Origin of the sequence: Mucilaginibacter sp. (assembly GCF_041660805.1) — a bacterium.
Taxonomy (GTDB): domain Bacteria; phylum Bacteroidota; class Bacteroidia; order Sphingobacteriales; family Sphingobacteriaceae; genus Mucilaginibacter.
Map to the genome: position 1 here is coordinate 372064 of NZ_JBAZVP010000004.1, position 24593 is coordinate 396656.

At 42.3% G+C, this 24593-nt stretch carries 24 protein-coding genes; 15 read left to right on the forward strand and 9 right to left on the reverse strand.

Going from position 1 to position 24593, the window contains the following annotated elements:
• Positions 1-41: 41 nt before the first annotated feature.
• Positions 42-995 carry a tryptophan 2,3-dioxygenase family protein gene (locus tag WC743_RS08725; protein WP_373011535.1) on the forward strand — a complete coding sequence of 318 codons (954 nt, stop codon included), beginning with the start codon at positions 42-44 and terminating at the stop codon, positions 993-995.
• A 12-nt stretch (positions 996-1007) separates the two neighbouring features.
• Here WC743_RS08725 and WC743_RS08730 read toward each other — a convergent pair whose 3' ends face one another.
• The gene (locus tag WC743_RS08730) at positions 1008-1463 is read right to left on the reverse strand and encodes a hypothetical protein (RefSeq protein WP_373011536.1); all 456 of its coding nucleotides are present in this window, start codon (positions 1461-1463) and stop codon (positions 1008-1010) included.
• 267 nt (positions 1464-1730) lie between these two features.
• Between WC743_RS08730 and WC743_RS08735 the strand changes: the two genes are divergently transcribed.
• Positions 1731-2795 carry a branched-chain amino acid aminotransferase gene (locus WC743_RS08735; protein WP_373011537.1) on the forward strand — a complete coding sequence of 355 codons (1065 nt, stop codon included), beginning with the start codon at positions 1731-1733 and terminating at the stop codon, positions 2793-2795.
• Between the two features lie 293 nt (positions 2796-3088).
• Here the strand turns inward: WC743_RS08735 and WC743_RS08740 are convergent, their stop codons facing one another.
• Both WC743_RS08740 and WC743_RS08745 read right to left on the reverse strand, forming a co-directional pair.
• A complete protein-coding gene (locus tag WC743_RS08740; RefSeq protein WP_373011538.1) occupies positions 3089-3835 on the reverse strand; it encodes a class I SAM-dependent methyltransferase in 747 nt (248 codons plus the stop codon).
• Positions 3835-4368: a serine acetyltransferase gene (locus WC743_RS08745; protein ID WP_373011540.1), complete on the reverse strand. Its 534-nt coding sequence runs from the start codon at positions 4366-4368 to the stop codon at positions 3835-3837. Before WC743_RS08745 ends, WC743_RS08740 begins: the two co-directional genes overlap by 1 nt.
• A 115-nt stretch (positions 4369-4483) precedes the next feature.
• On the opposite strand from WC743_RS08745, the gene WC743_RS08750 reads away from it, so the two are divergent.
• Together WC743_RS08750 and WC743_RS08755 are read left to right on the forward strand one after the other, a co-directional pair.
• The gene (locus WC743_RS08750) at positions 4484-5761 is read left to right on the forward strand and encodes a glycosyltransferase family 4 protein (RefSeq protein WP_373011541.1); all 1278 of its coding nucleotides are present in this window, start codon (positions 4484-4486) and stop codon (positions 5759-5761) included.
• Positions 5758-6507 carry a glycosyltransferase family 2 protein gene (locus WC743_RS08755; RefSeq protein WP_373011542.1) on the forward strand — a complete coding sequence of 250 codons (750 nt, stop codon included), beginning with the start codon at positions 5758-5760 and terminating at the stop codon, positions 6505-6507. The genes WC743_RS08750 and WC743_RS08755 overlap by 4 nt, the downstream gene beginning before the upstream one ends.
• Before the next feature lie 184 nt (positions 6508-6691).
• Here the strand turns inward: WC743_RS08755 and WC743_RS08760 are convergent, their stop codons facing one another.
• The 4 genes from WC743_RS08760 to uvrB all read right to left on the reverse strand — a co-directional run bounded on the left by WC743_RS08760 (position 6692) and on the right by uvrB (position 11986).
• Positions 6692-9178, reverse strand: coding sequence for a YfhO family protein (locus WC743_RS08760; protein WP_373011544.1), 2487 nt, complete (start codon positions 9176-9178; stop codon positions 6692-6694).
• Between the two features lie 88 nt (positions 9179-9266).
• Complete coding sequence (locus WC743_RS08765; RefSeq protein ID WP_373011546.1) at positions 9267-9563, reverse strand: hypothetical protein; 297 nt, start codon at positions 9561-9563, stop codon at positions 9267-9269.
• Positions 9564-9568: 5 nt separating this feature from the next.
• Positions 9569-9820 (reverse strand): DUF4834 domain-containing protein, encoded by a 252-nt coding sequence (locus WC743_RS08770; protein ID WP_373011547.1) that lies wholly within the window; start codon positions 9818-9820, stop codon positions 9569-9571.
• A gap of 141 nt (positions 9821-9961) precedes the next feature.
• A complete protein-coding gene (gene uvrB, locus WC743_RS08775; protein WP_373011549.1) occupies positions 9962-11986 on the reverse strand; it encodes an excinuclease ABC subunit UvrB in 2025 nt (674 codons plus the stop codon).
• Between the two features lie 248 nt (positions 11987-12234).
• Here uvrB and upp point away from each other — a divergent pair, with 248 nt between their 5' ends.
• The 4 genes from upp to WC743_RS08795 all read left to right on the forward strand — a co-directional run bounded on the left by upp (position 12235) and on the right by WC743_RS08795 (position 15355).
• Positions 12235-12879: a uracil phosphoribosyltransferase gene (gene upp, locus WC743_RS08780; RefSeq protein ID WP_373011550.1), complete on the forward strand. Its 645-nt coding sequence runs from the start codon at positions 12235-12237 to the stop codon at positions 12877-12879.
• Positions 12880-12991: 112 nt separating this feature from the next.
• Positions 12992-13720, forward strand: coding sequence for a YjjG family noncanonical pyrimidine nucleotidase (locus WC743_RS08785; RefSeq protein WP_373011551.1), 729 nt, complete (start codon positions 12992-12994; stop codon positions 13718-13720).
• A complete protein-coding gene (locus WC743_RS08790; protein ID WP_373011552.1) occupies positions 13717-14247 on the forward strand; it encodes a DinB family protein in 531 nt (176 codons plus the stop codon). Before WC743_RS08785 ends, WC743_RS08790 begins: the two co-directional genes overlap by 4 nt.
• Positions 14248-14500: 253 nt before the next feature.
• The gene (locus WC743_RS08795; protein ID WP_373011553.1) at positions 14501-15355 is read left to right on the forward strand and encodes a UDP-2,3-diacylglucosamine diphosphatase; all 855 of its coding nucleotides are present in this window, start codon (positions 14501-14503) and stop codon (positions 15353-15355) included.
• Between the two features lie 77 nt (positions 15356-15432).
• Here the strand turns inward: WC743_RS08795 and WC743_RS08800 are convergent, their stop codons facing one another.
• A complete protein-coding gene (locus tag WC743_RS08800; protein WP_373011554.1) occupies positions 15433-17070 on the reverse strand; it encodes an SUMF1/EgtB/PvdO family nonheme iron enzyme in 1638 nt (545 codons plus the stop codon).
• 222 nt (positions 17071-17292) lie between these two features.
• On the opposite strand from WC743_RS08800, the gene porV reads away from it, so the two are divergent.
• Both porV and ispF read left to right on the forward strand, forming a co-directional pair.
• Entirely contained in the window at positions 17293-18468 is a 1176-nt protein-coding gene (porV, locus tag WC743_RS08805; RefSeq protein WP_373011555.1) for a type IX secretion system outer membrane channel protein PorV, read from the forward strand.
• Complete coding sequence (ispF, locus tag WC743_RS08810) at positions 18468-18950, forward strand: 2-C-methyl-D-erythritol 2,4-cyclodiphosphate synthase (protein ID WP_373011556.1); 483 nt, start codon at positions 18468-18470, stop codon at positions 18948-18950. Before porV ends, ispF begins: the two co-directional genes overlap by 1 nt.
• Before the next feature lie 33 nt (positions 18951-18983).
• Here the strand turns inward: ispF and WC743_RS08815 are convergent, their stop codons facing one another.
• A complete protein-coding gene (locus tag WC743_RS08815; protein WP_373011557.1) occupies positions 18984-20276 on the reverse strand; it encodes an HAD-IB family phosphatase in 1293 nt (430 codons plus the stop codon).
• A gap of 14 nt (positions 20277-20290) precedes the next feature.
• Between WC743_RS08815 and WC743_RS08820 the strand changes: the two genes are divergently transcribed.
• The 5 genes from WC743_RS08820 to WC743_RS08840 form a co-directional block, all read left to right on the forward strand.
• Positions 20291-20950: a Crp/Fnr family transcriptional regulator gene (locus WC743_RS08820; RefSeq protein WP_373011558.1), complete on the forward strand. Its 660-nt coding sequence runs from the start codon at positions 20291-20293 to the stop codon at positions 20948-20950.
• 92 nt (positions 20951-21042) lie between these two features.
• A complete protein-coding gene (locus WC743_RS08825) occupies positions 21043-21777 on the forward strand; it encodes an SDR family oxidoreductase (RefSeq protein ID WP_373011559.1) in 735 nt (244 codons plus the stop codon).
• Positions 21778-21866: 89 nt separating this feature from the next.
• The gene (locus WC743_RS08830) at positions 21867-23198 is read left to right on the forward strand and encodes an APC family permease (RefSeq protein WP_373011560.1); all 1332 of its coding nucleotides are present in this window, start codon (positions 21867-21869) and stop codon (positions 23196-23198) included.
• Positions 23199-23261: 63 nt separating this feature from the next.
• Entirely contained in the window at positions 23262-24032 is a 771-nt protein-coding gene (locus WC743_RS08835; protein ID WP_373011562.1) for a Ku protein, read from the forward strand.
• A gap of 164 nt (positions 24033-24196) precedes the next feature.
• The coding region (locus WC743_RS08840; protein WP_373011563.1) for a DUF892 family protein at positions 24197-24593 on the forward strand (397 nt) is incomplete at its 3' end.

Below are 24593 nucleotides of genomic sequence, written 5' to 3' on the forward strand. Positions count from 1 at the left end.
AACTTTTAACTTTTAACTCTATACTTTCTATATTTGCCCTCATGAGTATCACTCCCGAAATAGAGAAAAGGCTTAACCAATTGCAGGAAAAATATAATGCCATGGGGCAGGATATGATATCCTATCTTGATGGCTTGCTGCATGCCGATTTTTTAACCTATTGGGACTATATTCACCTGGATACCTTACTAAGTCTGCAAAGCCCTAAAACGCCGTTCCCTGATGAGGAGATCTTTATCATGTATCATCAAATAACAGAGCTGTATTTTAAGCTTGCCTTGCACGAATGTAAACAGATCACCGAAGCAGAGATCCTGACCACTACATTTTTCACTGCCCGCATAAAACGCATTAACCGCTATTTTGAGGCGCTTACCCAATCATTTGAAATAATGGTAGATGGAATGGAGAAAGAGCAGTTTCTGCAGTTTAGGATGTCGCTGCTGCCGGCAAGCGGTTTCCAAAGCGGGCAATACCGCATGATAGAGATCTACGCTACAGACTTTATTAACCTGGTAGTTGCAGATGAACGCCAAAATATGGCAAATGCTGTTATCGAAGAACAGTTTGAGCACATTTACTGGAAGTTTGGTGCAACTGAGCTATCAACCGGGAAAAAAACACTTACGCTTAAACAGTTTGAGAAAAAATATGCCAAAACGTTTATTGAGCTGGGTAAATCAGTAAGTACTACAAATTTCAATAGTTTATTACAGCAATTTAAATATAAAGGCGAAAGCACAAAAGAACTGGAAGAAGAGTTACGCCAGCTGGATGTTAATGTAAACGTAAACTGGCCGCTATCGCACTATAAATCTGCCGTACGTTACCTGCAGCGCGAACCCGAAGAAATTAAAGCTACCGGCGGCACCAACTGGCAAAAATACCTGCCTCCACGTTTTCAGCGCCGAATCTTTTATCCATCACTATGGTCTGTTGATGAACTGGAGAACTGGGGTAAAGGCTGGGTAGATAAAGTGGTGAGCGAACTATAACCCGTTAACGGTCTAACTAGTTAGCTGTTGGCTTTTCCCGATCTTATCGTTTATCAACTTTTCTATCTCGTAAAAATTTTCGAATTTGTTGATGATCAGCAATGACGGTTTAGATGCCGCTTTGCTCACAAGATAAATTCCATCCTTACGGTGTTTAATTTCTTTGATATCGTTAAAAGCCACCGTTACATCGGGCCTGTTCAAAACACGCAGCGTTATATCATTATCTGTGGTAATTAATTGCGTACTATCCATAATAGCATAATACTTTTTACGCCCAAAAACAAACCCTGCAGCTAATGCCGCAATAATAATTGCGAATATGCCCATGGTTAATGCAGTGCCGGTTTTGTAAAGGAGGTTATATGCAAAAACCAATATAATAACCGCGTAATATGCCAGCATGGTACGTGTCCAGGTCTTTTTTAGGTCAGCATTTCCTTCGGGGCTAAATTCGTAAACAGGCATATTTGTTGTTTGTTAATGTGCTGTAAGATACTCTTCCAAATCTTAAAATTCATTACTAATACAAAATTTCATTCAGCCCCTGCAGTTTCGTCACCGCAACAATTCGACGGAGCCATTTATCAGATACCGCAAAATGGAATACTGTTCCGTTTTTGTTCCGCTTCTGTTCCGTTTTTAGCGGAACGGAACAGCGGAACAAAAATATCTTTCAAAGAAAATCCCCGAAATTTCTTAACTTGCCATTTTCCGATTTAAATACGTACTGACATGACCGACACACTGGACATAAAAATAACACAAACTTCAACTTCCCGTTTAGCTGAAACAGATTTTAGTAACCTGGCTTTCGGTAAAGTTTTTTCTGACCATATGTTTATGGCCGATTATTCTGATGGCGAATGGAAGAACTTTGAGATCCTTCCCTACGGGCCTATAGAGCTTAGTCCGGCTATTTCTGCACTGCATTATGGCCAGTCGTTTTTTGAGGGTATAAAAGCATACAAACATGCTGATGGCAAGGTTTCTATCTTCCGCCCGGATAAGAATGCGATTCGTTTTAACAAATCAGCAGACAGGCTTTGCATGCCGCAACTGCCCGAGGAAATATTTGTACAAAGTATTGCCGCCCTGGTTGATATTGACCGCGACTGGATCCCCGGTAAAGCTAATCATGCTTTATACATCCGCCCGTTCATGTTCGCTACTGATCCATTTTTGGGCGTAACGCCATCGGCAACTTATAAATATATGGTACTTATTGGCCCTGTTGGCCCATATTTTTCAAAACCTTTGAGGGTTAAAATAGAAACCTATTATACCCGCGCTGCCGAAGGCGGTATGGGTTACGCGAAGGCTGCCGGTAACTACGGTTCATCAATGCTGCCTGCCCGTAAAGCTGCCGAAGAAGGTTTTGACCAACTGATTTGGACCGATGCTAAAGAGCATAAATACATTGAAGAAATGGGCGCGGCTAACGCGATGTTCCTTTTAGATGGCAAACTGATAACCGCCGAAGCAAAAGATACCATCCTTGACGGTGTAACCCGCGATACAGTTATTGCTTTAGCTAAAGACTGGGGAATTACTGTTGAAGAGCGCAAGGTATCAGTAGCTGAATTGATTGAAGGCGCTAAAAGTGGTAAACTAACCGATGCTTTTGGTGCCGGTACTGCTGCTACCATTGCATCAGTAGCATCTATAAGTTACAATGGCGAAGAATACTTTTTAAGCGACCCGCAAACAAGAGAATTCTCTAAGAAAGTTTTAACAACTCTTGACGATATTAAATACGGCCGCAGCGAAGACGTGCACGGCTGGAATTATATGGTATAAGTATAAAGAGTTTGAATATTTGAATCCCTGCATTGAAAAATGCGGGGATTTTTTGTTTTGTCACTTTGTCGTGCTGAACATAGTGAAGCATCTGGCCGCCAATGCATAGCCGATATATTCTTCGCTACTGCTATCATACAAATTTGAGGGTTTGGGTCATGCTGAGCTTGTCGAAGCATTGCGGGCGGGCCTTTGCGCACGTCCTTCGACAAGCTCAGGATGACCCAGCAAATGTCATTTCCCTTCAGAGGCCTCGGATTTTAAAACTCGCAATGACGCGTTCGATTATTCTTTTATAACGTTGCCTTCACCACAATATACGGCGACAGCAATTTGCTTTCAACCGGCACCAGTTTGGTTACAATCTTACCAGCTACCCAAATAGCTTTTACCAGGGCCTTGGCAATGCCCGATTGCTCTGATTTATTTTCAAGCCAAACCGAGAATTTGAAATGGTAATAAGCCTCAATTTCTTTTAAACCCAAATCTTTGCAGGCTGTTTTGAGCAGATCGAGGTCCATGCTGCTAATGTTGTGCTTATCGTAGTTTTCCTTGTCGAAATTCTTTTGCACCCAGCCGTTAACACTTTTAAAATTTGGCAGGGTAATGAACAGCGTACCGCCGGGCTTTAAAAACTTAAGATGCTCCTTTATTATAAATTTGGTATCGTTAAAGTGCTCTATCAATCCAAAGGAAAGCACCATGTCAAATTTTTCGACAGGTTCATAGGTAAACAGATCGGCTTCAATAATATCAATATCACCGGGCTTCAGGTCGTTCACTTCTAACAGTTCATTAACCAGCCCCGGATGTATAAAATAATCAAGCAGCGAAGTTTTAAGGTGCTGATATTTTTTCAGGTAAATAGCATAATACCCGGGAAATCCTCCCAGTTCAACAGCGGTTTTAATTCCCTTTTCGGCGATGATGCCAGCCAGGATATCGCCAAAAACATAATTAGGCTTAATTTTAAATATCAGTCCTTTTCTTGATTCCCAAAATGCTTTCCAGAAGGAACGGTCGGTTAAATTATTCTCCATTAAATATTTTCAATTCGGGTTACCGTTTCACCTTTATTTTCTAAAAGCCTTGCCGGGTTACCTACCGCAATGCTGTTTGCAGGAATATCTTTTATCACTACCGCACCAGCGCCAATTATCACATTATCGCCAATAGTAATATCACCAATTATACAGGCATTTGCACCAATATCAACATTGTTCCCTATTCGCGGCGGAGCGCTTAAACTACCATCCACTAATTTTTTATGCCCGATGGTAACGCCATTGCGCAATACACAGTTATCGCCAAGTATCACTTTATAATTTACTACCAGGCCTTGTCCGTGATAAAATATCAGGTTTTTCCCTGCGGTTAATTTACGGGGCAACTCAATACCTAAAACCCATTCCACAAAAAAACGATAGATCATCAGGTACCAAAAAAACAGGATCTTTAACAACATGTACCGGTTAATGGCATTTACCAGCCTGAACATAAACAGCACAATCCGCCCTTTTATATTGCCCCGGTTGGCTCTCCAATCCTGGAATAAATAAGCGAAAAAATTCATCTTTGCTGCGTGGTTTTAGCTGTTAAACTTCATATTGATAAAGGATGAAGTGTTCAAAAGTAAAATTTTTAATTTTAGTATCATTATACTTGCCATGATAAATGATCTGCTCTGAATGAAGGTTGCTTTAATAAACACATCTGATGCCGGCGGAGGTGCCGCAGAAGCCTGTATGCGCCTGTTAAAAGCACTGCAATTACAGCAGGTGGATGTTGGCATGGTGGTACAGGATAAAAGGCGTACAGAGGCCCGTGTTTATTCTATAGACAAAAGCGCTATCGACAAAGCCCACTCTAACTTTAATTTTTTTTACGAGCGGTTGCCCTTTATCGCTTTCCAGGCACGTGATAAGTCTGTAAGGTTCGCATTTTCAACCGCTAATACCGGTACGGATATCAGCGAAGAGCAGGTAATTAAAGATGCGGATATCCTGCACCTGCACTGGACTAACTCCGGCTTTCTTTCTATCAAAGATCTTAAAAAGCTGTTCGCCCTTAATAAACCCATCGTTTGGACCTTGCATGATATGTGGGCCTTTACCGGTGGCTGTCATTACGCGGGTGCCTGTAAGCATTTTATAAACCAATGCGGTAATTGTTATTTTTTGCGCAGCCCTGACGATGATGATATTTCGTACAGCGGATGGTTGCGTAAAAGCGATATGTATACCGCGGCAAAAAACATCAGTTTTGTAACCTGCAGCAATTGGCTGGGCAGGGTGGCTAAGCAAAGTTCACTTTTAAAAAATGCAAGCATACAAGCTATCCCCAACCCTATAGATACCGATATTTTTTCGCCTAAAAATAAAGCTGCTGCAAGAGCAAGGTGGAACATTGATCCATCAGCAAAAATCATTCTGTTTGGGGCAGCCAATATCAACGACAGGCGCAAAGGCATTACCTATTTGGTAGAGGCCCTGCATCATTTAAAAAATAACTACCCGCAGAATAGCCCCGTTGAGATGGTGATATTTGGCAAGAACAAGCATTTTGATACCACTACCCTGCCCTTCCCTGTGCATCAGTTAAATATTATCAGTTCACCTGGTGATTTGGCGGAGATCTACAGCATAGCTAATGTTTATGTTTCCCCATCTGTTGAAGACAACCTGCCCAATACCATTATGGAGGCTATGGCCTGCGGAACACCCGCTGTGGCGTTTAACACCGGCGGTATACCCGACCTGATAGATCACCAGCAAAACGGTTACCTGGCCGAATTTGAATCAGCTCCGGATCTGGCTGCGGGCATTCATCAGCTTTTAAATTCTGCTAACGCGAATGAATTTTCTACCGCTGCGCGTGATAAGGTTTTGCGGGAGTTTAACAATGAGAAAGTCGCCGGGCAATATATAGGGCTGTATCGTTCAATCTTAAATAAAGGCAGCATATGAAACCCACCCTGTCTGTAATCACCATAGTTTACAATAACGTACGGGATATTGAACGCACCCTGCTATCGGTTTTAAATCAAACCTATCCGCAGATAGAATATATTGTGGTAGATGGCGCATCTACAGATGGTACGCTGAATATTATAAAACGTCACGAAAACCGTATTGCAAAACTCATCAGCGAAAAAGACAATGGCATTTATGATGCCATGAACAAAGGCCTTAAACTGGCAACCAGCGATTACGCCATCTTTATGAACTCGGGCGATGAATTTTACGCCGACGACACCGTTGAAAAAGTCTTTGCATCTGCAGATGACGCTGATATTTATTACGGCGAAACAGAAATGATTAATGACCTGCAACAAAGTCTTGGTCAGCGAAGGCACAAAGCACCAGAAAATTTTACCTGGCGAAGCTTTAATTATGGCATGAGTGTTAGTCATCAGGCTATTTATATCAAGCGGTCGCTTATAGAACCATACGACCCCAAATACCAGCTAAGCGCCGATATTGACTGGATAATCCGCGCGGCTAAAAAAGCTAAAAAGATTGTTAAGGTTGATGGCTATGTGGCTAAATATCTTGTTGGGGGCATGTCAAAAGCCAAACATCGCCAAAGCCTGGCGGAGCGTTTTGATATTATGAAAAGGCATTACGGTTTGCTGCCTACGGTGCTTAATCATGTGGTTATCGCTTTTAAATTAGGTTGGTATTGGTTGATGAATAGAAGAACGAACGACTGACACTACACACCGTGTCATTGCGAGGAGTGAAACGACGTGGCAATCCCGTAGCCATTGCATAACCGCTTAACATGCGACGAGATTGCCACGCTATCGCTCGCAATGACATACAAATCAAATAACCAAAAAGAGCGATGAGTTTTACACCCATCGCTCTTTTAATATTAGTTTAAAGCTATTGTGCTTATGCAGCTTTCTTCTTTTTGGTTTCCATAAATACAGCACCGCCTAAGGCAAGTACAAGCAATATCGAACCTGCCATTGAAATGCCTTCGCCGGTATAATATGATGCCGGATGGAAGATAAACTCAATTTTGTGGTTTCCCAACGGGATGGCTGCTGCACGCAACAGATAGTCGGCGCGGAAATATGGTTGCTCCACATTATCTATCAGCATTTTCCAGCCTTTATTGTAGTATATTTCAGAGAATACAGCCACCTGGTTACTTGCCGAACTGCTTTGATAAACCAAATGATCCGGATTGTAATTAACCAGTTTTATGGTCGCATTAGGATCAGCACCCAACTGTTTTGCTTCAACAACTGATTTGTAGCGCTTATCAACCATCGCCTCATCTTTTGGCGAAAAGCTGCTGATCGCCTGCATTTCTTCATCAGCATTTTCAACATACCTAACACTTTTTACAAACCATGCATGGCCGCAGGCAGTTGAATTTGCATGCATGCTTGCCAGCCCGGTTTTAGGATCGGTAGTGATAATGTATTTGGTGTTCAGCATATCCAGCACATCTTCGTTAACGCTTTTGCTGAACTGGTTATCTAACAATTCCTCATATCTTTTTAAACGTGCTGCGGAATAACCGCCAATTGATTTATGAAAGAAAGGATTGTAAGTATCCATTTTTATACTCGATAAATCGCTCATATCAAACACGCGGAAGTTTGGATCAGTATCTTTCATAATAAAGGTATCCACCTCACGCGGCTGAACAGCCTGTGCGGCATCCTGCTTTTCCTGGAAGCTTGTGTCCTTAAGGTAACGTTTATCTACCTGCCACATATCAACCAAAATAATGGCCAAAAACCCTACCGACATAAGCGTTACGTTAACCTTTTGCTTAACAAATGCCCATAATAAACCGAATGAAATCACGATAAAAGCTAATGCACGCCAGGCGTCTGCTTTCTCTAAATTAGTTCTGTCCCTAACTAATGCATTGGCAGCAGCATTAGCAATGCCAGTATCATTATTCATTGCCTGGGCAAGGGCTTTAACACCTTCGGCCTGGTCAAATGGTTTAAAGCTTAATAATAATTCTGGAACTACTGCCAATATAAGGGCTAAACCACCGGTTATGTAAAAGGCAATCTTTAATTTCTTGAATAAATTTGCTTTATCAGGGTTATCAATGAATTCTTTAATAGCAAGCAATGCCAATATTGGGAAGCAAAGGCAAGTTACTGCAAGTACAGATTCAACCGCGCGAAACTTATTGTAAAGCGGGAAGTAATTAAAGAATATATCAGACACATATGGCCAGTTACCACCAAATGATAACAGCATGGTTAATACAACAGTTCCCAGTAACCACCATTTTAAACGGCTGCGAACAACCAACAATCCTAAAACAAACAGGAAGCATATGGCAGCACCAAAATAATGCGGACCAAAAGTGGATGGCCTTTTAGGCCCCCAATACATAGAGTAACCGGGAAAACGGGAAATTTGACTAACAGCATTACCGATCTGATCTTCAGGGATACCTTTAGAACTGAATACCTTTACAAATTCTGAATTAGCATCAATGTTATCCATGCCCGAACCACCACCTGCGGCATTCGGCACTAAAAAGGTTAAACTTTCGGCAATACCCTGGCTGTATTGGTAAGCATAATCTCTATCTAAACCATTGCTTGGTTCTTTAGTGTTCTTGGTTAGGTTTGATTTACCACGAATAGTTTCGGTACCATAATCATAAGTACTCCAAAGGATAGAAGCATTCACTGCAAGGGCAAGTACGGTAGCTGCACCTAAAAACGCTAATGAGCGTACAAAACCTGCTGTTGCTTTTGCTTTAATGGCATGATACAGCTCAATACCTATCAAAATAAATATAGCCAACATCAGGTAATAGGTCATCTGCACGTGGTTGGCCCTGATCTCCATTGCCAGGAACAAAGCTGTTAATGCCCCGCCTGTGAAGTAATTGCCTCTCAACGTTAAGATGATACTTGCCAGTACCGGCGCGAAAAAGGCTATGGCAAAGGCCTGGTTGGAGTGCCCCGCCACCAGCAAAATAATGTTATAGGTAGAAAAAGTGAACGCGATAGCGCCTGCTGCTGCAAGCCAGGGGTTCAGTTTTAATACGTTGAATAAAAAATAGGTACCTATTAAAAGGATCAATACTGTATCAACCGGGTTAGGGAAGCTTGCTTTTACAGCTGATATGATATGCGTGGTAATATTACCGGGGTATGGCGCCCATATTTGAAATACGGGCATACCGCCAAAGATCTGGTTGGTCCATAATATGGTGGTATCCTTGGCACGGTAATCCATAATTTCCTTTTGGGTGGATTGCGCGCCGATAACATCACTCTGACCTAATGTTTTACCCTGGAAGGCAGGCGTAAGGTATAAAAAGCATATAGCTACAAAAAGGGCAATAACAGCTATGTGCGTGCCATTACGTTTAAACCAGTTATTCATTTAAATCTTTTAAGGGATAAATTTATTTTATCTTCAAAAATAGAAAATTGAATGAGAATAGAAACGATAAGTTTTTATAAGATATTATTTAGCAATTATGGGGTTGGCTGTTAAAGTAAAAGAACAGGAACACCATGAATGAAATGCTGCCAAAATAAATGATAGCATTTACCCGGTTGTACTCATCCGGGTTGCGGCGAATGGTGTAAACGTTATATAAGGCAAGTGCTGCAATTGCTACCCAAAAAAAGTTATTGATGCTGGTGCACCCGGTAAACGCCTGTATTAACAAAGCCAGTACAATGCAGTTGGTTAGCACCAAAAGCACTGTTGGCGGAGTGTTATTATGCCTTTTGCGGCGTTTATATAACCCTTCAGGTAACATGCGGTTTACTTTATTTCTTCATAATCAACAAATTCACCTTCAGTATCGGGCACGGTTCCTTTTTTACCTTCTGGTATATGGTCAACCTTAACACGGCCATCCGGGCGTGGTTGATGCTGGTAGTTCTGTTGGTGACGTGCTTGTTCCTGCGCCTTGTTAATTACGCTGTTAAACAGCATAGGTAGCAGAAAGCGTACCAAACTGCGCAGTATATATAAAACACAAATAGATATAATTAGAAAACGTATTAGTATCATCTGTTTAAAATTAAGCTTACAAATATAAGATTATAACGTATAATTTGTTTCAAATTATACAATGTGTAAATATGCAGATGTGCAAGTGTGCAGATGAATCGCATTCTCATTTGCATATCTGCACATCTGTAATCAGCACATTTAAAACTTCTCCTCCATTGTTTTTTCCAGTGCAAACATTTCATCACGCAGCTTGGCGGCCAGCAGGAAATCCATGTTTTTTGCTGCCGCGACCATATCCTTACGGGTACTTTCAATTGATTTCTTCAGATCGGCCTTGGTCATGTACTGCACAATCGGGTCGGCGGCAAGGGTAAGCATATCAGTTTCTACATAGGCCTGTTGTACCCCACCTTTAAAGTCTACCACAGACGTTTGCTCCATGATCTCCTCGCGGGATTTGCCAACTGTACGCGGCGTAATGCCATGCTCCGTATTGTATTTGATCTGCAACTCGCGGCGGCGGTTGGTCTCGTCCATCGTAATCTGCATCGAATCGGTGATCTTATCAGCATACATAATAACCCGTCCCCTATCGTTACGGGCTGCACGGCCAATGGTTTGTATCAGTGAACGCTCCGATCGCAGGAAGCCTTCCTTATCAGCATCTAAAATAGCCACCAAAGAAACCTCAGGCAAATCGAGTCCCTCCCGCAGTAAGTTAATACCTATCAGCACATCAAATTCGCCTAAACGCAAGCCACGCAATATCTCTACCCTTTGCAGGGTCTTAACTTCTGAGTGTATGTAACGGCATTTAATACCCAGCCTATCCATATACTTGGCCAGTTCTTCGGCCATGCGTTTGGTAAGGGTGGTCACCAGTATGCGGTCGCCCATTTTGATGGTCTTATCTACCTCATCCAGCAAATCATCCACCTGGTTAATAACCGGGCGAACATCAATTACCGGGTCAAGCAACCCTGTAGGGCGAATAACCTGTTCAACCACCACACCGCCTGATTTCTCCAATTCAAAATCGGCAGGGGTTGCACTCACATAAATGGTTTGCGGTGCCAAACGCTCAAATTCCTGAAAGTTGAGCGGGCGGTTATCCATCGCCGCAGGCAAACGGAAACCATAATCAACCAATGAGATCTTCCTTGATCTGTCACCACCATACATCGCCCGTATTTGCGGTACGGTTACATGGCTCTCGTCAATCACCATCAGGTAATCATCAGGGAAATAGTCTAACAAACAGAACGGGCGCATCCCCGGTTCGCGGCCATCAAAAAAGCGGGAGTAATTCTCGATCCCGGAACAATAGCCTAACTCACGGATCATCTCCAGATCGTAATTAACCCTTTCTTCTAAACGCTTGGCTTCAATATAGCGGCCATCATCTATAAATTGCTTTTTGCGGGTCTCCAGTTCCTCCTGTATAGCCCAAACCGATTGCTGAAAGCGTTCGCGCGGGGCAACATACAAGTTGGCAGGATAAACCACCATGTGGGTCATCTTCTCAATGGTTTTACCCGTAGTGATGTCAAAAGTACTCAGCTCTTCAATATCATCCCCAAAAAAAGATATGCGGTAGGCATAATCCATATATGCAGGGAAAATATCCACAGTATCACCTTTAACACGGAATGTTCCGCGTTTAAAGTCTGCCGTGGTGCGTGCGTAAAGTATCTCAACTAAGCGGTGTAAAAAAGCGTTCCGGCTGATGCGGGTACCTACCGCGAATTTGAATACCGAATTGGCAAAATCTTCGGGGTTACCCATACCATAAATACAGGATATAGACGATACCACAATCACATCCCTGCGGCCACTCATCAATGCCGATGTGGTACGCAGGCGCAGTTTCTCTATCTCCTCGTTTATCTGCAGATCTTTCTCTATATAAGTATTTGATGAGGGGATAAAAGCCTCGGGCTGGTAATAATCGTAATAGGACACAAAGTAGTTCACCGCGTTCTCGGGGAAGAACTGTTTAAATTCGCCGTACAGCTGGGCTGCCAGCGTTTTATTGTGGCTTAGTATCAGTGTCGGCTTTTGGGTTTGCTCAATTACATTGGCAATGGTAAATGTTTTACCTGATCCTGTAACGCCCAAAAGGGTTTGAAAAGGGTCGCCGTTGTTTACACCTTGAACCAGCTGCTTAATAGCACTGGGCTGATCTCCGGTAGGTACGTATTGAGAGGTTATTTTAAAATCCATCAATTACAAATTTACGCAATAGTGATTAGAGTTTGAAGGTTAGCATTAGTTACTAACCATTTTTGACCATTGAATGTTTAATTCATTTAAATGCAAAGTAAATAGGGATTGATGACAGCCCTATGTCAGCAGACGATTAAGGACACAATTTATTTTAAATGCCCATTATATTGTGGCCTGATGGTTGTGGCTACAGTAAAATATATGCTATATTTATTTCACGAACATAAACCGCCAATTTCTACGCAATGCTTTTCATTTTAAACAAAACAAATACCATTGCCAACCAGTTTTTGGCCGAAATGCGTGATGCATCTGCGCAGCAGGATAAGTTTCGCTTTCGTAAGAACCAGGAACGTTTGGGCGAGATACTGGCCTATGAAATAAGCAAAACTTTCACTTATACCGAAAACGAAATAACCACACCCTTAGGCATTGCCAATATTAACCTGCCCAATGTACAACCCGTGCTGGCAACCATCCTGCGGGCCGGTTTACCGTTGCACCAGGGCTTCATGAACTTTTTTGACCAGTCAGATTCGGCCTTTGTAACGGCCTGCCGTAAGATTAAGAAAAGTGGCAGTTTTACCATACAGGTAGATCATATCTCTAACCCTAACCTTGATGACAAAATATTAATTATGTGCGATACCATGCTGGCCACAGGCCAAAGCATTGTAATGGTTTGTAAAGAACTGCTGGCACAATATAAAATTAAAGAGCTGCACATAGTAGCTGTTATTGCAAGTGTGGAGGGCATTACCCATGTACGTGCTAACCTCCCAAAAGCAAAAATTTGGGTATGCGCCGTTGATGAAGAAATGACCAGCAAGGCCTATATAGTACCGGGCTTAGGTGATGCCGGTGATTTGGCGTTTGGGGAGAAGGCGTAAGGGAATTTACGATTACGATGTTCAATTTCGAATTTGTGAAATGTATTAATATTTAACTTTGTCTCGTTATAATGAGATCAACATCATTGTAAGAATCTGCAATTGAACTATCATGCTTAAATCCGAAATCGAACATTCGAAATCCGAAATCAAATACAAACACATCTTCTTTGATCTTGATCATACCATTTGGGATTTTGATAAAAATGCCGAGGAAACCCTGCATGAGCTATATGGCAAGCATAGGTTAAGCGAGATTGGCCTGCACTCGGCCGACCTGTTCATTGAAACTTACACCCGCAATAATCACCTGCTTTGGGCGCAGTACCACATAGGCGCAATCACTAAAGATGAGCTGCGCGATGCCCGCTTCAAAAAAACTTTTATTGAACTTGGCGTGCCGCCCGATCTGATGCCAAACAACTTTGAAGATGAGTACGTAAAGCTCGGGCCAACCAAAACAAACCTGTTTCCGCATGCGCACGAAACATTGGCCTACCTGCAAAGCAAGTACACGCTGCATTTGATCTCCAACGGGTTTAAAGAATCTACAGAGATAAAAGTAGCGGGCACTAATCTTTCACCTTACTTTCAAAACATTATCATATCTGAAGTGGTTGGTGTAAATAAGCCCGATCCGCTTATTTTTCAGCATGCCATTGACCTGGCGGGAACAACAAAAGAAGAAAGCCTGATGATTGGTGATAGCATTGAAGCAGATATTCGGGGAGCTTTGGCTTTTGGGATGGATGCTATTTATTTTAACCCGTTTAACCTGGAGAAACCGGCCGATGTACCGGCGCAAATAACCCATTTAAAAGAGTTAACTTTATTATTATGAACATTGTCAAAGAGCGCCAGGCCATTGATGCGGCATTAGACAGTTACCGCAAACAGTTAGATTTGCTGCCTTGTGAGCTTTTTGATACCACTCCGCCAACGGGTGGCTGGAGTTATGCCGAAGTTTATGATCATATTATGAAGGCAAGTTTAGGATCAAGCATAGCGCTGGAGCGCTGCACACATAATAATTGCCCGCCTACTAATAAAGGAGTTACCTTTGCCGGCTGGTACTTATTGTTAATGGAAAGCTTCCCGCCGTTTAAAACCAAAGTGCCCAAATCGGTAGCCGCCAAAGTGGCCCCCAGGAAAATTGATAAAGAAGAGGCCCGCAACCTGATCATAAAAACCCGTAAACGGATTGAGGGAATTGCCGGTTTGGTAAAGAATGCACCGGCAGAAACACGCTGGCAGCATCCGCGTATGGGGATGCTCAATGCACAACAATGGTTTAAATTTATCCGTATACATTTACAACATCATCTAAAACAACTGGATCGTATAAAAAATAATTTTTCAAAGAAGTAACCTTTTATATTTAACATAGTCTTAACAGTATAATTATTTGATTATAGGATATTTGTAAAAACAAGGAAAGATGAATTTTGAATTTGCTTATTTGTTTGTAGTAGGATTATTGGTGCTCCTTGGCGCCTTTTATCTTAGCCCTTACGAACTAAAGGTTAATGAAGAGGACGACGAGGAATAACAGTACAAGCCGCCCCGCAATACTAATTTTCCGGTTTCAATTACCGGCCGGAACAATAACCCCGAAACTTTAATGGCAAAGCGCGAGGTAGACATTGTTGTTATATCTGATGTGCACCTGGGCACATATGGCTGCCATGCCAAAGAACTCCTAAAATACCTTAAAAGTATAAAGCCAAAAATGCTTATCCTCAACGGGGATATCATTGATATATGGCAATTCAGCAAATCATACTGGCCCGAGGCACACATGAAGGTGGTACGCCGCATTCTTAAATTCGTTACCGAAGGCATCCCTGTTTACTACCTTACCGGCAATCATGATGAGATGCTGCGTAAATTCACTGATTTTAATCTCGGCACATTTCAGCTGCTTGATAAAATAGTACTCAATATTGATGGCAAAAAAGCATGGATATTTCATGGCGATGTTTTTGACGTTACCATGCAGCACTCCAAATGGCTGGCCAAACTGGGTGCGGTAGGTTATGATACCCTGATACTCATCAACAGCTTAACCAACTGGTTCCTTACTACTATAGGCAGGCCCAAAATGAGCTTTTCGCAAAAAGTAAAGGCCCGGTTTAAGGATGCGGTAAAATTCATTAACCAGTTTGAGCAAACCGCTGCTGACCTTGCCGTTGAGAAATCCTATTCTTATGTAATATGCGGCCATATCCACCATGCCGAGATAAGGCTAATGAATTCTACAGAACAAACCGGCTCTGTGCTTTACCTAAATAGCGGCGACTGGGTGGAGAGCCTTACCGCACTGGAATACAATAACGGCGACTGGAAAATTTTCAAATATCATGCAGATGATTTTAAACAGGATAATGACGAAGAGGACACTACCGACGCGGAAGACCTGAACGCCAAACTTGATATAAAAAGCTTATTAGCAAGATTCAGGCAGGAGCCGGATTAATGGTTATTGAAAGCAATAGCTTTAAAGTAAAAAAGCCGCCCTTTCCGGGGCGGCTTTTTTGCTTTATAACAGGGTTATTACCTTCCTTTGTAGTTTTTAGCTTTTTTAACCGGGAAATATTGTTTGCCATTTGAATTGATCTCCGGCGCGCCAACCATGGTCATTGCACAACGGAAACCAATTTCGGCACTGGCATCATCCTGGTTCATAAAACGGCGGGTTGCCGGGTTTAACCAATAAGCCATATCGTTCCATGACCCTCCTTTGTACACCTTAGAGTGATCGCTAACCAACGAAGTGGTTCCGTACAATGCTGTGTTTAAAGTATCGCCATAACCTCTTAAATCAGCTTTAAAAGGTTTGCCTGCAATAGGATTAACAGGAGTTACCGCTCCGTTAGCTGGAGGCGCTGCTGCTCCGTTAACCGCAGGTGCCGCCTGGCCTTGTTGCTGTGCTATCAGTTCGCTATACTTTAATTTTTTGTCTGATTTAGCCGGGTCTTTAATAGGGCGGCCATATTTATCTTTGGCATATAAGCCTTTTGCCGGATCGGCCAGACGTTTGTTAGTGTACTCGTTACCGCGGAAGGGGTTAAAATCGTCAACATCCTCAAACGAGGTTTGGCGATAAGTATCGGCTACCCACTCGTTAACATTCCCTGCCATGTTATACAAACCAAAATCATTTGGCGGGTATGAACGTACCGGTGCTGTAATATCAGCCTTATCATTTAAGCCACCGCCAACACCCGCGTTATCACCGGCGCCGCGTTTAAAGTTGGCTAAGATCAATCCGCGTGTTCTGCGGTTTGGAGAGCGCACGCCCAGGCCATTCCATGGATATATTTTACCATCGTTAATATTCTCAAACTGGGTGTTGCCCGCAAGCGCTAAAGCAGCATATTCCCATTCAGCCTCTGATGGTAAACGGTAGCCCGATTTCAGGACACCGTCTTCTAAACGTACAGGCCTTCTTGGGCCACCTTTAGCCGCAGTTGCGGTTCCGCCGGCTGCTCTTGCAGGACTAAGATCTTTTGGCATTTTTTTACCATCAATTCCAGGGCCTTGTATCTGATTGTTCAAATACAAGTCTGTATTAAACGGTGTTGTTGAAGCCACAGCGGGCGCACCTTTTTTAGATGCATCCTTCCAGGTAACTAACTGGCCGCCTTCGCGTAAAATATTTTCATTGGTACGGTCTGTACGCCAGGTACAGTAATCCTGTATCTGATCCCAGGTTATACCTACAACAGGGTAATCCTGAAAAGCCGGGTGGCGCAGATAGTTATCTACGTAAGGCTCGTTATATGATAATGGTTTACGCCATACCAATGTATCGGGTATTGCATTGTAATAATATTCTCTATCGTCAGGGAAAGTGATCGCTATCCAGTGCAGGTAATCCAGCCAATCCTGGTTTGATACTTCGGTCTCATCCATGTAAAAGGACGGTACAGTTACCCTGCGGCGAATATTGTTATATTCGTAATTCACATCCTGATCGGCACTGCCCCCAAGTACAAACGTACCTCCCTCAATAGGGATAAGGCCCGGGCCGGGGCTTGGATGTGTTTGCCTGTAACGCACATAGCCGCCATTAGTACGGTCGTTATATTTCAAACCGGTCTTTTGTGATTGCTGTGGTTTACTGCAGCTGCTTAGCATGGCCCCTAAACCCAACAACACCAAAGCAGTATTAGTAAAAAGTACTTTCATATTTGCGAATATATATTGGAGGTAAATTTAAAAAAAATCCAGTTAAAACATTGCCCTTATTTTGAGCAATTATATCACAGATTAACTCCATAACTTAGTTAAACGTATTATTTACAAGTTGAGTTACAATATATTGAACTATTAACACTTTACACAAACGTATTTACGTATTTAACAGTATCATATTTTTAATATTTTAAATAATAAGACTAAATTGCACCAATGATATTTTTTTCCACTAGAAACCTTACGTTTTGTGTTTTATTCAGCTTACCTGTTTTTGCAGCGGCCCAGTCAGGCACAAGCACAAACGGAAGCGGCGCAAATGCAATATCAACCGCGGTACCTTTTTTAAATATCACACCCGATTCGCGCTCAGGCGCTATGGGTGATGCCGGAGTGGCGTTATCGCCCGATGTAAATGCCAACTACTGGAACCCGGCCAAGCTGGCTTTTATGGAGAATAATAATGACATTTCCTTATCATACAGCCCATGGCTAAGGCATTTGGTGCCTGATGTTAGTTTGACCTATTTGAGCTATGCCCACAAAATAAACGACCGTAATACCTTTGGCGCATCATTACGCTATTTTAATTTAGGATCAATACAACTGATAGATCAAAACCAGGTAGACCAGGGCACCTACAAACCAAGCGAGTTTTCGCTTGATGCATCATTCGCGCGTAAATTTGGCAATAACCTGTCATTAGGTTTAACCATGCGTTATATTTATTCTAATTTCTCTAACGGCGCCTTCATTTCCGGCTCGGGCCAGCAGAATAAGGCGGGCACTGCTATAGCGGCAGGGGTATCGGTATTTTACAGGAAGCCATACGGCGATAATAAGACCTTCGCGTTTGGTACAAATATTTCCAACATTGGTAACAAGATTGGATACAGCGATGCAGGGGCCCGATACTTTTTGCCTACCAACTTAAAAATTGGCGTGGCTAACACGTGGGCACTTGATAGTACCAATAAGTTCACATTTGCTTTTGATATAAATAAATTGTTGGTGCCTACCCCGCCTATCAGGGATGCTGATGGCAACATCGTTTCAGGGCATAACGATAATGTGTCAGTTCCGGCAGGCTTTTTCCAGTCATTTGGTGATGCGCCGGGCGGCTTTAGCGAAGAACTTAAAGAATACTCATTCTCGCCGGGCGTGGAGTACCTGTACAATAATCGCTTTGCTTTACGTGCAGGCTATTTTTACGAAAACCCAAACAAAGGCAATAGGCATTACGCAACTTTTGGCGTAGGCTTAAAGTATGATGTTTTTAACTTCGACTTTTCATATCTGGCAGCAAGCCAGCAAAATAGCCCACTTGCAAACACTTTACGTTTCACGCTTTCTGCCAGCTTTGGCGGAACCACCAACGCTGCTAAACAATAATGGCTAAAATTAAGGTAGGGTTTGGTTTTGATGTACACCAGTTAAAACTACAGCATCCATTTATTTTAGGTGGTGTAAATTTAGAACATACTTCAGGTGCTTTTGGTCATTCTGATGCGGATGTTTTACTGCATGCTATTTGCGATGCCCTTTTAGGTGCCGCCAACCTGCGCGATATTGGTTTTCATTTCTCTAATACCGATGACAGGTGGAAAGGCATTAGCAGCCTTGTTCTGTTACAAAATGTGGTTGCCCTGCTTGCCGAAAAAAACTGGCAGATAGGTAACATTGATGCCATGGTATGCCTGGAAGCGCCTAAAATAAACCCGCACATACCGGCCATGAAAACTCACATTGCACAGGCGGCCGGCATCAGCGAAGAAGATATATCTATTAAAGCCACCACTAACGAAAGCCTTGGTTTTATTGGCCGCGAAGAAGGTGTGGTTGCCTATGCAGTTTGTTTAATAGAAAGAGCTTAGGTTACCGGTATTCCCGTGTGATTGATAAGGATCTTAATACAACAAACGGAACTTTATCGTTTGCTCAATCGCTTTCAGCTCGTTTAGCACTTCAGGATCGTAACCCGTATTTACATCGGTAATTACATAACCAATTTGTGGGTTGGTCACCAAAAACTCGCCTACTATATTGATATTGTGCCGGGCAAATACTTCGTTTATTTTAGCCAGTATACCCGGTACGTTTTTGTGGATATGTATTAAGCGGTGCGCGTTATTATTGCGCGGCGGCTGCAGATCAGGAAAATTGCAGCTCATGTGCGTACGGCCCTCGTTCATAAAAGCCATAACCCGGCGGGGTATAAAGTCAAAATTACGTGGGTTTTGCTTTGGGTCATCAAAAATAATGATACCTTTTTCGCAAGCGGTATCGGCCAGTTTACGGCTGCCTATTTTACCAAAACATCCAATAACTTTTAACCGCCCTGCATTTTGCAATTGCTCGGGTTTAGGCTGGTTTTGCTCATCGCAGAACAATACACCGGCTTCAACCAAATATTCTTCTTCAATGCTATCACGATGGCGCAGATTATAGCCCTCGCGTTTCATTTGCCCTAAAGCATCTTCATCAATATTACCAACAACCAGGCATTTTATGCGGTTTTTGGGGTAAGATATAGCTCTCGGCAGTTTGTTTATATATAAAAACTCATCAAAGCTGGGTGTAATATGATCGGCTTTTTCGGCTACAGATTTGCGTTCAATGTTCTCCGTAAAGGCAAAGAATTTTTTGATCATTCCCGATTCTTTTAATTGAAAATCAGAATAGCCATCTCCAATACCAAAGATCTCACCGGGCAGATTAAGTTCTTTTAACAGCTTTACCTTGCCGCCTTCCTGCGAAAGAGGGTTGCTGCGGTCGTAGCCAATTATATTGCCGTCTTCATCAAACTCAAAAGTATTGGCGTATATGTTTTCTTTTTTAATATGATACTCGGTTACTACCGGTATAATGAACTCCTTAAATCCACCAGATACTATAAGCACCTCATCCTGGTGATTTTTGAAAAATATAGTATTGCGCGAAAAAGAGGTAGAAACCTTTTTCTTTAAGTGCGTGATCAATTGTTTCAAGTGCTCGCGGTTAGCGCAAAGTAGTTTAACCCTTGCCTGCAAACTCTCCGTGAAGGACAATTTGCCCTCCATTGATGCATTGGTAAGATCTTCAATCTGCTTATAAATAGCTTCCCTATCCGGGTGGTTTTTTAGAGAAATACGTGCTAGCTCATCTAAAGCTTCAACTTGTGTAAATGTGCTATCGAAATCTATTATAAAATACTGATCCATTTGAGGGGTGTAATATGAGCAGTACAAATGTGCAAAATTTGATTGAAGTGTCAACCAGTAAAGATTTATTAATCGAAATCATATCATCTATATTTGTTAGCATGACTAACCGGCTTATAGCATTCCTGCAGCAATATCGATTTTTTAGTGCCGATGAACAGCAACTGATCAAAGACAGTTTTGAACCGCGGTCATATAAAGAAGGAGGCCAATTATTTAAAGGCGGCAATATTTGCAGGGAGCTGTTTTTTGTATGTAACGGGGTATTACGCATAATGGTAACCAACCAAAAGGGTGCAGAGCTTACCCATTTCTTTTTAAAAGAAGATATGTTTTGCACTATACTACACAGTTTTAATAATGAAGTACCGGCTACCGAAAGTATACAAGCCGCATGTGATGCAGATGTACTAGCCATCAGCAAATCGAAATTACTGGCCCTTTACAAGCAGGTACCCGGTTTAAAGGAACTGTTAGACCAGATCATGCAAAACAGACTTCTAGATAAGATCCAGATCCGGAATGCCTACCTGGGCGCGGATTCTGAAACCCGTTACAAACTATTTATGCAGCAACAACCGGATATTGTATTGCGCGTTCCCTTAAAAGATATTGCAAGTTATTTGGGTATTACACCGCAATCGCTTAGTCGCATCCGCAAAAGCATCAAATAATTTTTCTTTTACCGGCTATTCCGTTTTTACCATATGTTAAGTGGAAGCGGCTGTTTGTGACGGAAATTTGTACCATAATAAATTTAGTAATTATGGAAAATCAAACAAAGCTATTAAGAGGCAAAAGGGTAATTATATTAGGCGGAAGCTCGGGTTTAGGATTAGCTACCGCTAAAGCCGCCGCGGCAGAAGGCGCCAACATTATTATTGTATCAAGCAACCAAAACCGGATAGACCAGGCTTTAAAAGAGCTACCAGAAGGATGTGAAGGTTATGCTGCAGATTTAAGTAGGGAAGAGAACATCAAAAACTTTTTTGAAATGACAGGTAGTTTTGATCACCTTGTATATACAGCTGCCGAAAACCTCACGTTAAATACCTTAAACGAAACGGAGATAGACAAAGCGCGCCAGTTTTTTAATCTTCGTTTTTGGAGCGCGCTGGCAGCGGTTAAGTATGCATCGCGGCTAATTAATGCGGGCGGGTCAATTTCTTTAACAGGTGGTATTGCCGGTGCCCGGCCCGGTAAGGGATGGTCAATAGCCAGCAGTATCTGTGGTGCTATGGAAGGTTTTGTAAGGGCGATGGCTGTTGAATTAGCGCCTATACGGGTTAATAGTGTTGTACCGGGTGTAATAAAAACCAACCTGTGGAGCAGTATGGCAGATACCGACCGCGAGAACTTATTCCAATCTGTAGGCGATGCATTGCTGGTTAAACGCGTTGGCGAGGCAGAAGATATTGCATTAGCTTTTACTTACCTGATGAAGCAAAAATTTGGCACCGGTCAAAACATTATCATAGACGGTGGAGCGGTGTTGGTATAAATAACCAGTTGAACGCTGTTTGGCATTATATTTAAAATAACAGCGATAACCGGTGGCTAATTAAAACATAAATAATATTTTTATGGCTTATGCGGCAACCGGTCATCAACAGAAAAATAAAGCCTTTTCAACTTGTTGCTTTAGTATTTTTTACCGTATCAGGCGGCCCATATGGCCTGGAGCCTTTATTAATTTATGCAGGGGAACATGCCGCTATTTTAGTTTTGCTGATAACCCCGCTGCTTTGGGATATCCCCGCCATTTTTACGGTTTTAGAACTTAATAGTATGATGCCCGTTACCGGCGGTTATTATAAGTGGGTTAAGCATGCGTTAGGTACCCGCTGGGGATTTTATGAAGGTTGGTGGACATGGATCTACACCTTTGTTGACCTTGCTATTTACCCCGTACTATTTGTAACCTATGCTTCCTTCTTTTTCCCGGGGATTGAAGCTTATCGCATCCCGGTTTGTATCGTTATTGTATGGTTATCGGCAGGTTTAAACATATTAGGGATAGTACCGGTGGGCAGAGTGTCGTTGTTTTTAGGGGCGGCCGTATTATCGCCATTGATCATTTTGTTTGTGCTGGTTATTTATCAGCATGGGGGCAGTTTCAGTATTCCATCGCAAAGCTTAAAAGGAGTTCCTTTTTCTTCGTTGGGGATGGCGTTATACACTGTTATGTGGAACTGCCTTGGCTGGGATAACATTACCACCTACGCCGAAGAGGTTGAAAAACCGGTACGCTCTTACCTGGTATCTGTGTTCACTGCTTTTGCACTGGTTATGGTTATTTATTTCTTTGCCATAATGGTTGCACAACAGTCGGGCATAAACCATGGTGTTTTTAATTCTTACGGCTTTCCGGCGCTTGGCGAACTGGTTAACGGGCGATGGCTTGGCGCCATATTAGCAGCCGGTGGTATGGCAAGTTCGTTGGGCATATATTCGGCGGTGTTGCTGTCTGTATCCCGTGTGCCAAAGGCCATGGCTGATGACGGGCTGCTCCCTAAACGGATAAATTCATTGCATTCCCGGTTTAAAACGCCATACGTTTCCATTTTTCTATGCTCGGTAGTGGTAAGTTTTATGATACTGTGGCCTTTTGATGCGCTGCTTATAATTGATGTTACAGTTTACGGAGCAGGCCTGTCCCTTGAGTATATTTCCCTTATTAAGCTCCGGATATCCGAACCGCATACAAAGCGCCCATTCAGGATCCCATTAAGTATAACCGGATTGTACATAGCAATGATATTGCCCTTTGGTGTTTATTTTATTGCACTGGCCGGGGCATTTTCTTCAACACCAAAATCAATACAGGCAGCATTGTTTGCCATATGCATCCTGCTTACTGCCGAAGGGGCGTGGCGATTGGTCAGCTGGAAGAAACCACATCTTAAAGTTAAAGCAGCTTAATATCCTCCTATTAAAACCCTTTCCCTCTTTTAATAGTTATAACAGATACAAAATCTTTATATAATGAGATCTATCTGGAAAGGCTCACTGGGGTTTGGGCTGGTAAGTATCCCGGTCAAACTGTATTCGGCGGTGCAAGCAACTTCGCTTGATCTTGATATGCTGGATAGCCGCGACCACTCGCGTATCCGTTATCAGCGGGTAAATGAACATACGCACAAAGAGGTGCCTTATGACAAAATAGTTAAAGGCTACAAGCTTAACGATGATTATATAATAGTGGAAGAGGCTGACTTTGAAGCTGCCGCCCCTGAAAAAAGCAAAGTAGTAGAGATTGAAAGCTTTGTTGATATAGCCGATGTTAACCCCATGTTTTACGAAACATCGTACTATACCGAGCCGGATACTAAAAACAACAAAGCTTATGCGTTATTGCTCCAGGCCCTAAAAAAATCAGGGAAGGCAGGCCTGGCCCGTTTTGTGCTACGCAGCACCGAAAGCCTTTGTATTGTACACCCGGTAAAAAATGTTTTGGTTATAACCCGTATTCGTTTTGGGCAGCAAATTAGAGATACCGATGAGCTGAACATTGCCGATGATGTAAACGTGAGCAAAAAAGAGCTGGACGTTGGCCTGGCGCTCATTAACCAATATACCGAAGATTTTGATGTATCGAAATTTAAAGATGAGTACACCGATGAGTTACTAAAGATAATTAAGGCAAAAGCAAAAGGTAAACGTGCTACTGTCAAAAAACTTAAACCACATAAAACTACCGGTACAGATCTGTATAGTCAGCTAATGCAAAGCCTTACCGCCAAGAAAGGCGCGTAATTAGTTATAGATAATTGTTAGGTGTGCAAACAGCCTTTGGGGAGCGTTATACAATAATAAATAATCGTTATAATTAAATATATAAATAATTAGTATAATTTTCAAAACCAATAAATGGAATTTATGTTAAATTATAACATACCAAAACATAAACATTTACAAATATGGCAACTACTAAAACACCAACTAAAAAGGCAGCGATTAAAATGCCCAGAGTAAAAAGGGCCCCTGAAACAACTACTGCTGTACAAGAATCAGCATTAAATGAATTGTTTATTGATGAACTAAAAGATATTTACTGGGCCGAAAAACACCTGACAAAGGCCTTAGCCAAGTTAGCCAAAAAATCTACCACTGATGAATTGCGCGGTGCTATTGAAAACCACATTATGCAAACCGAAAATCAGGTAACACGGTTAGAGCAGGTATTTCAATCGATAAATAAAAAAGCTGTTGCCAAAAAATGTGAAGCTATGGCCGGCCTGATTAAAGAATCGGAAGAAATAGTTGAAAGCACCGAAGACGGTAGCATCACCCGTGATGCCGGCATCATATCAGCCT

Coding starts and splice junctions, on each gene's coding strand:
- WC743_RS08725 (WP_373011535.1), top strand. CDS start 42: ATGAGTATCACTCCCGAAATAGAGAAAAGGCTTAACCAATTGCAGGAA.
- WC743_RS08730 (WP_373011536.1), bottom strand. CDS start 1,463: ATGCCTGTTTACGAATTTAGCCCCGAAGGAAATGCTGACCTAAAAAAG.
- WC743_RS08740 (WP_373011538.1), bottom strand. CDS start 3,835: ATGGAGAATAATTTAACCGACCGTTCCTTCTGGAAAGCATTTTGGGAA.
- WC743_RS08785 (WP_373011551.1), top strand. CDS start 12,992: ATGCTTAAATCCGAAATCGAACATTCGAAATCCGAAATCAAATACAAA.
- WC743_RS08755 (WP_373011542.1), top strand. CDS start 5,758: ATGAAACCCACCCTGTCTGTAATCACCATAGTTTACAATAACGTACGG.
- uvrB (WP_373011549.1), bottom strand. CDS start 11,986: ATGGATTTTAAAATAACCTCTCAATACGTACCTACCGGAGATCAGCCC.
- WC743_RS08815 (WP_373011557.1), bottom strand. CDS start 20,276: ATGGATCAGTATTTTATAATAGATTTCGATAGCACATTTACACAAGTT.
- WC743_RS08750 (WP_373011541.1), top strand. CDS start 4,484: ATGAAGGTTGCTTTAATAAACACATCTGATGCCGGCGGAGGTGCCGCA.
- WC743_RS08820 (WP_373011558.1), top strand. CDS start 20,291: ATGAGCAGTACAAATGTGCAAAATTTGATTGAAGTGTCAACCAGTAAA.
- WC743_RS08745 (WP_373011540.1), bottom strand. CDS start 4,368: ATGAATTTTTTCGCTTATTTATTCCAGGATTGGAGAGCCAACCGGGGC.
- WC743_RS08765 (WP_373011546.1), bottom strand. CDS start 9,563: ATGTTACCTGAAGGGTTATATAAACGCCGCAAAAGGCATAATAACACT.
- WC743_RS08830 (WP_373011560.1), top strand. CDS start 21,867: ATGCGGCAACCGGTCATCAACAGAAAAATAAAGCCTTTTCAACTTGTT.
- ispF (WP_373011556.1), top strand. CDS start 18,468: ATGGCTAAAATTAAGGTAGGGTTTGGTTTTGATGTACACCAGTTAAAA.
- WC743_RS08835 (WP_373011562.1), top strand. CDS start 23,262: ATGAGATCTATCTGGAAAGGCTCACTGGGGTTTGGGCTGGTAAGTATC.
- WC743_RS08825 (WP_373011559.1), top strand. CDS start 21,043: ATGGAAAATCAAACAAAGCTATTAAGAGGCAAAAGGGTAATTATATTA.
- WC743_RS08795 (WP_373011553.1), top strand. CDS start 14,501: ATGGCAAAGCGCGAGGTAGACATTGTTGTTATATCTGATGTGCACCTG.
- WC743_RS08770 (WP_373011547.1), bottom strand. CDS start 9,820: ATGATACTAATACGTTTTCTAATTATATCTATTTGTGTTTTATATATA.
- WC743_RS08760 (WP_373011544.1), bottom strand. CDS start 9,178: ATGAATAACTGGTTTAAACGTAATGGCACGCACATAGCTGTTATTGCC.
- WC743_RS08800 (WP_373011554.1), bottom strand. CDS start 17,070: ATGAAAGTACTTTTTACTAATACTGCTTTGGTGTTGTTGGGTTTAGGG.
- upp (WP_373011550.1), top strand. CDS start 12,235: ATGCTTTTCATTTTAAACAAAACAAATACCATTGCCAACCAGTTTTTG.
- WC743_RS08735 (WP_373011537.1), top strand. CDS start 1,731: ATGACCGACACACTGGACATAAAAATAACACAAACTTCAACTTCCCGT.
- WC743_RS08790 (WP_373011552.1), top strand. CDS start 13,717: ATGAACATTGTCAAAGAGCGCCAGGCCATTGATGCGGCATTAGACAGT.
- porV (WP_373011555.1), top strand. CDS start 17,293: ATGATATTTTTTTCCACTAGAAACCTTACGTTTTGTGTTTTATTCAGC.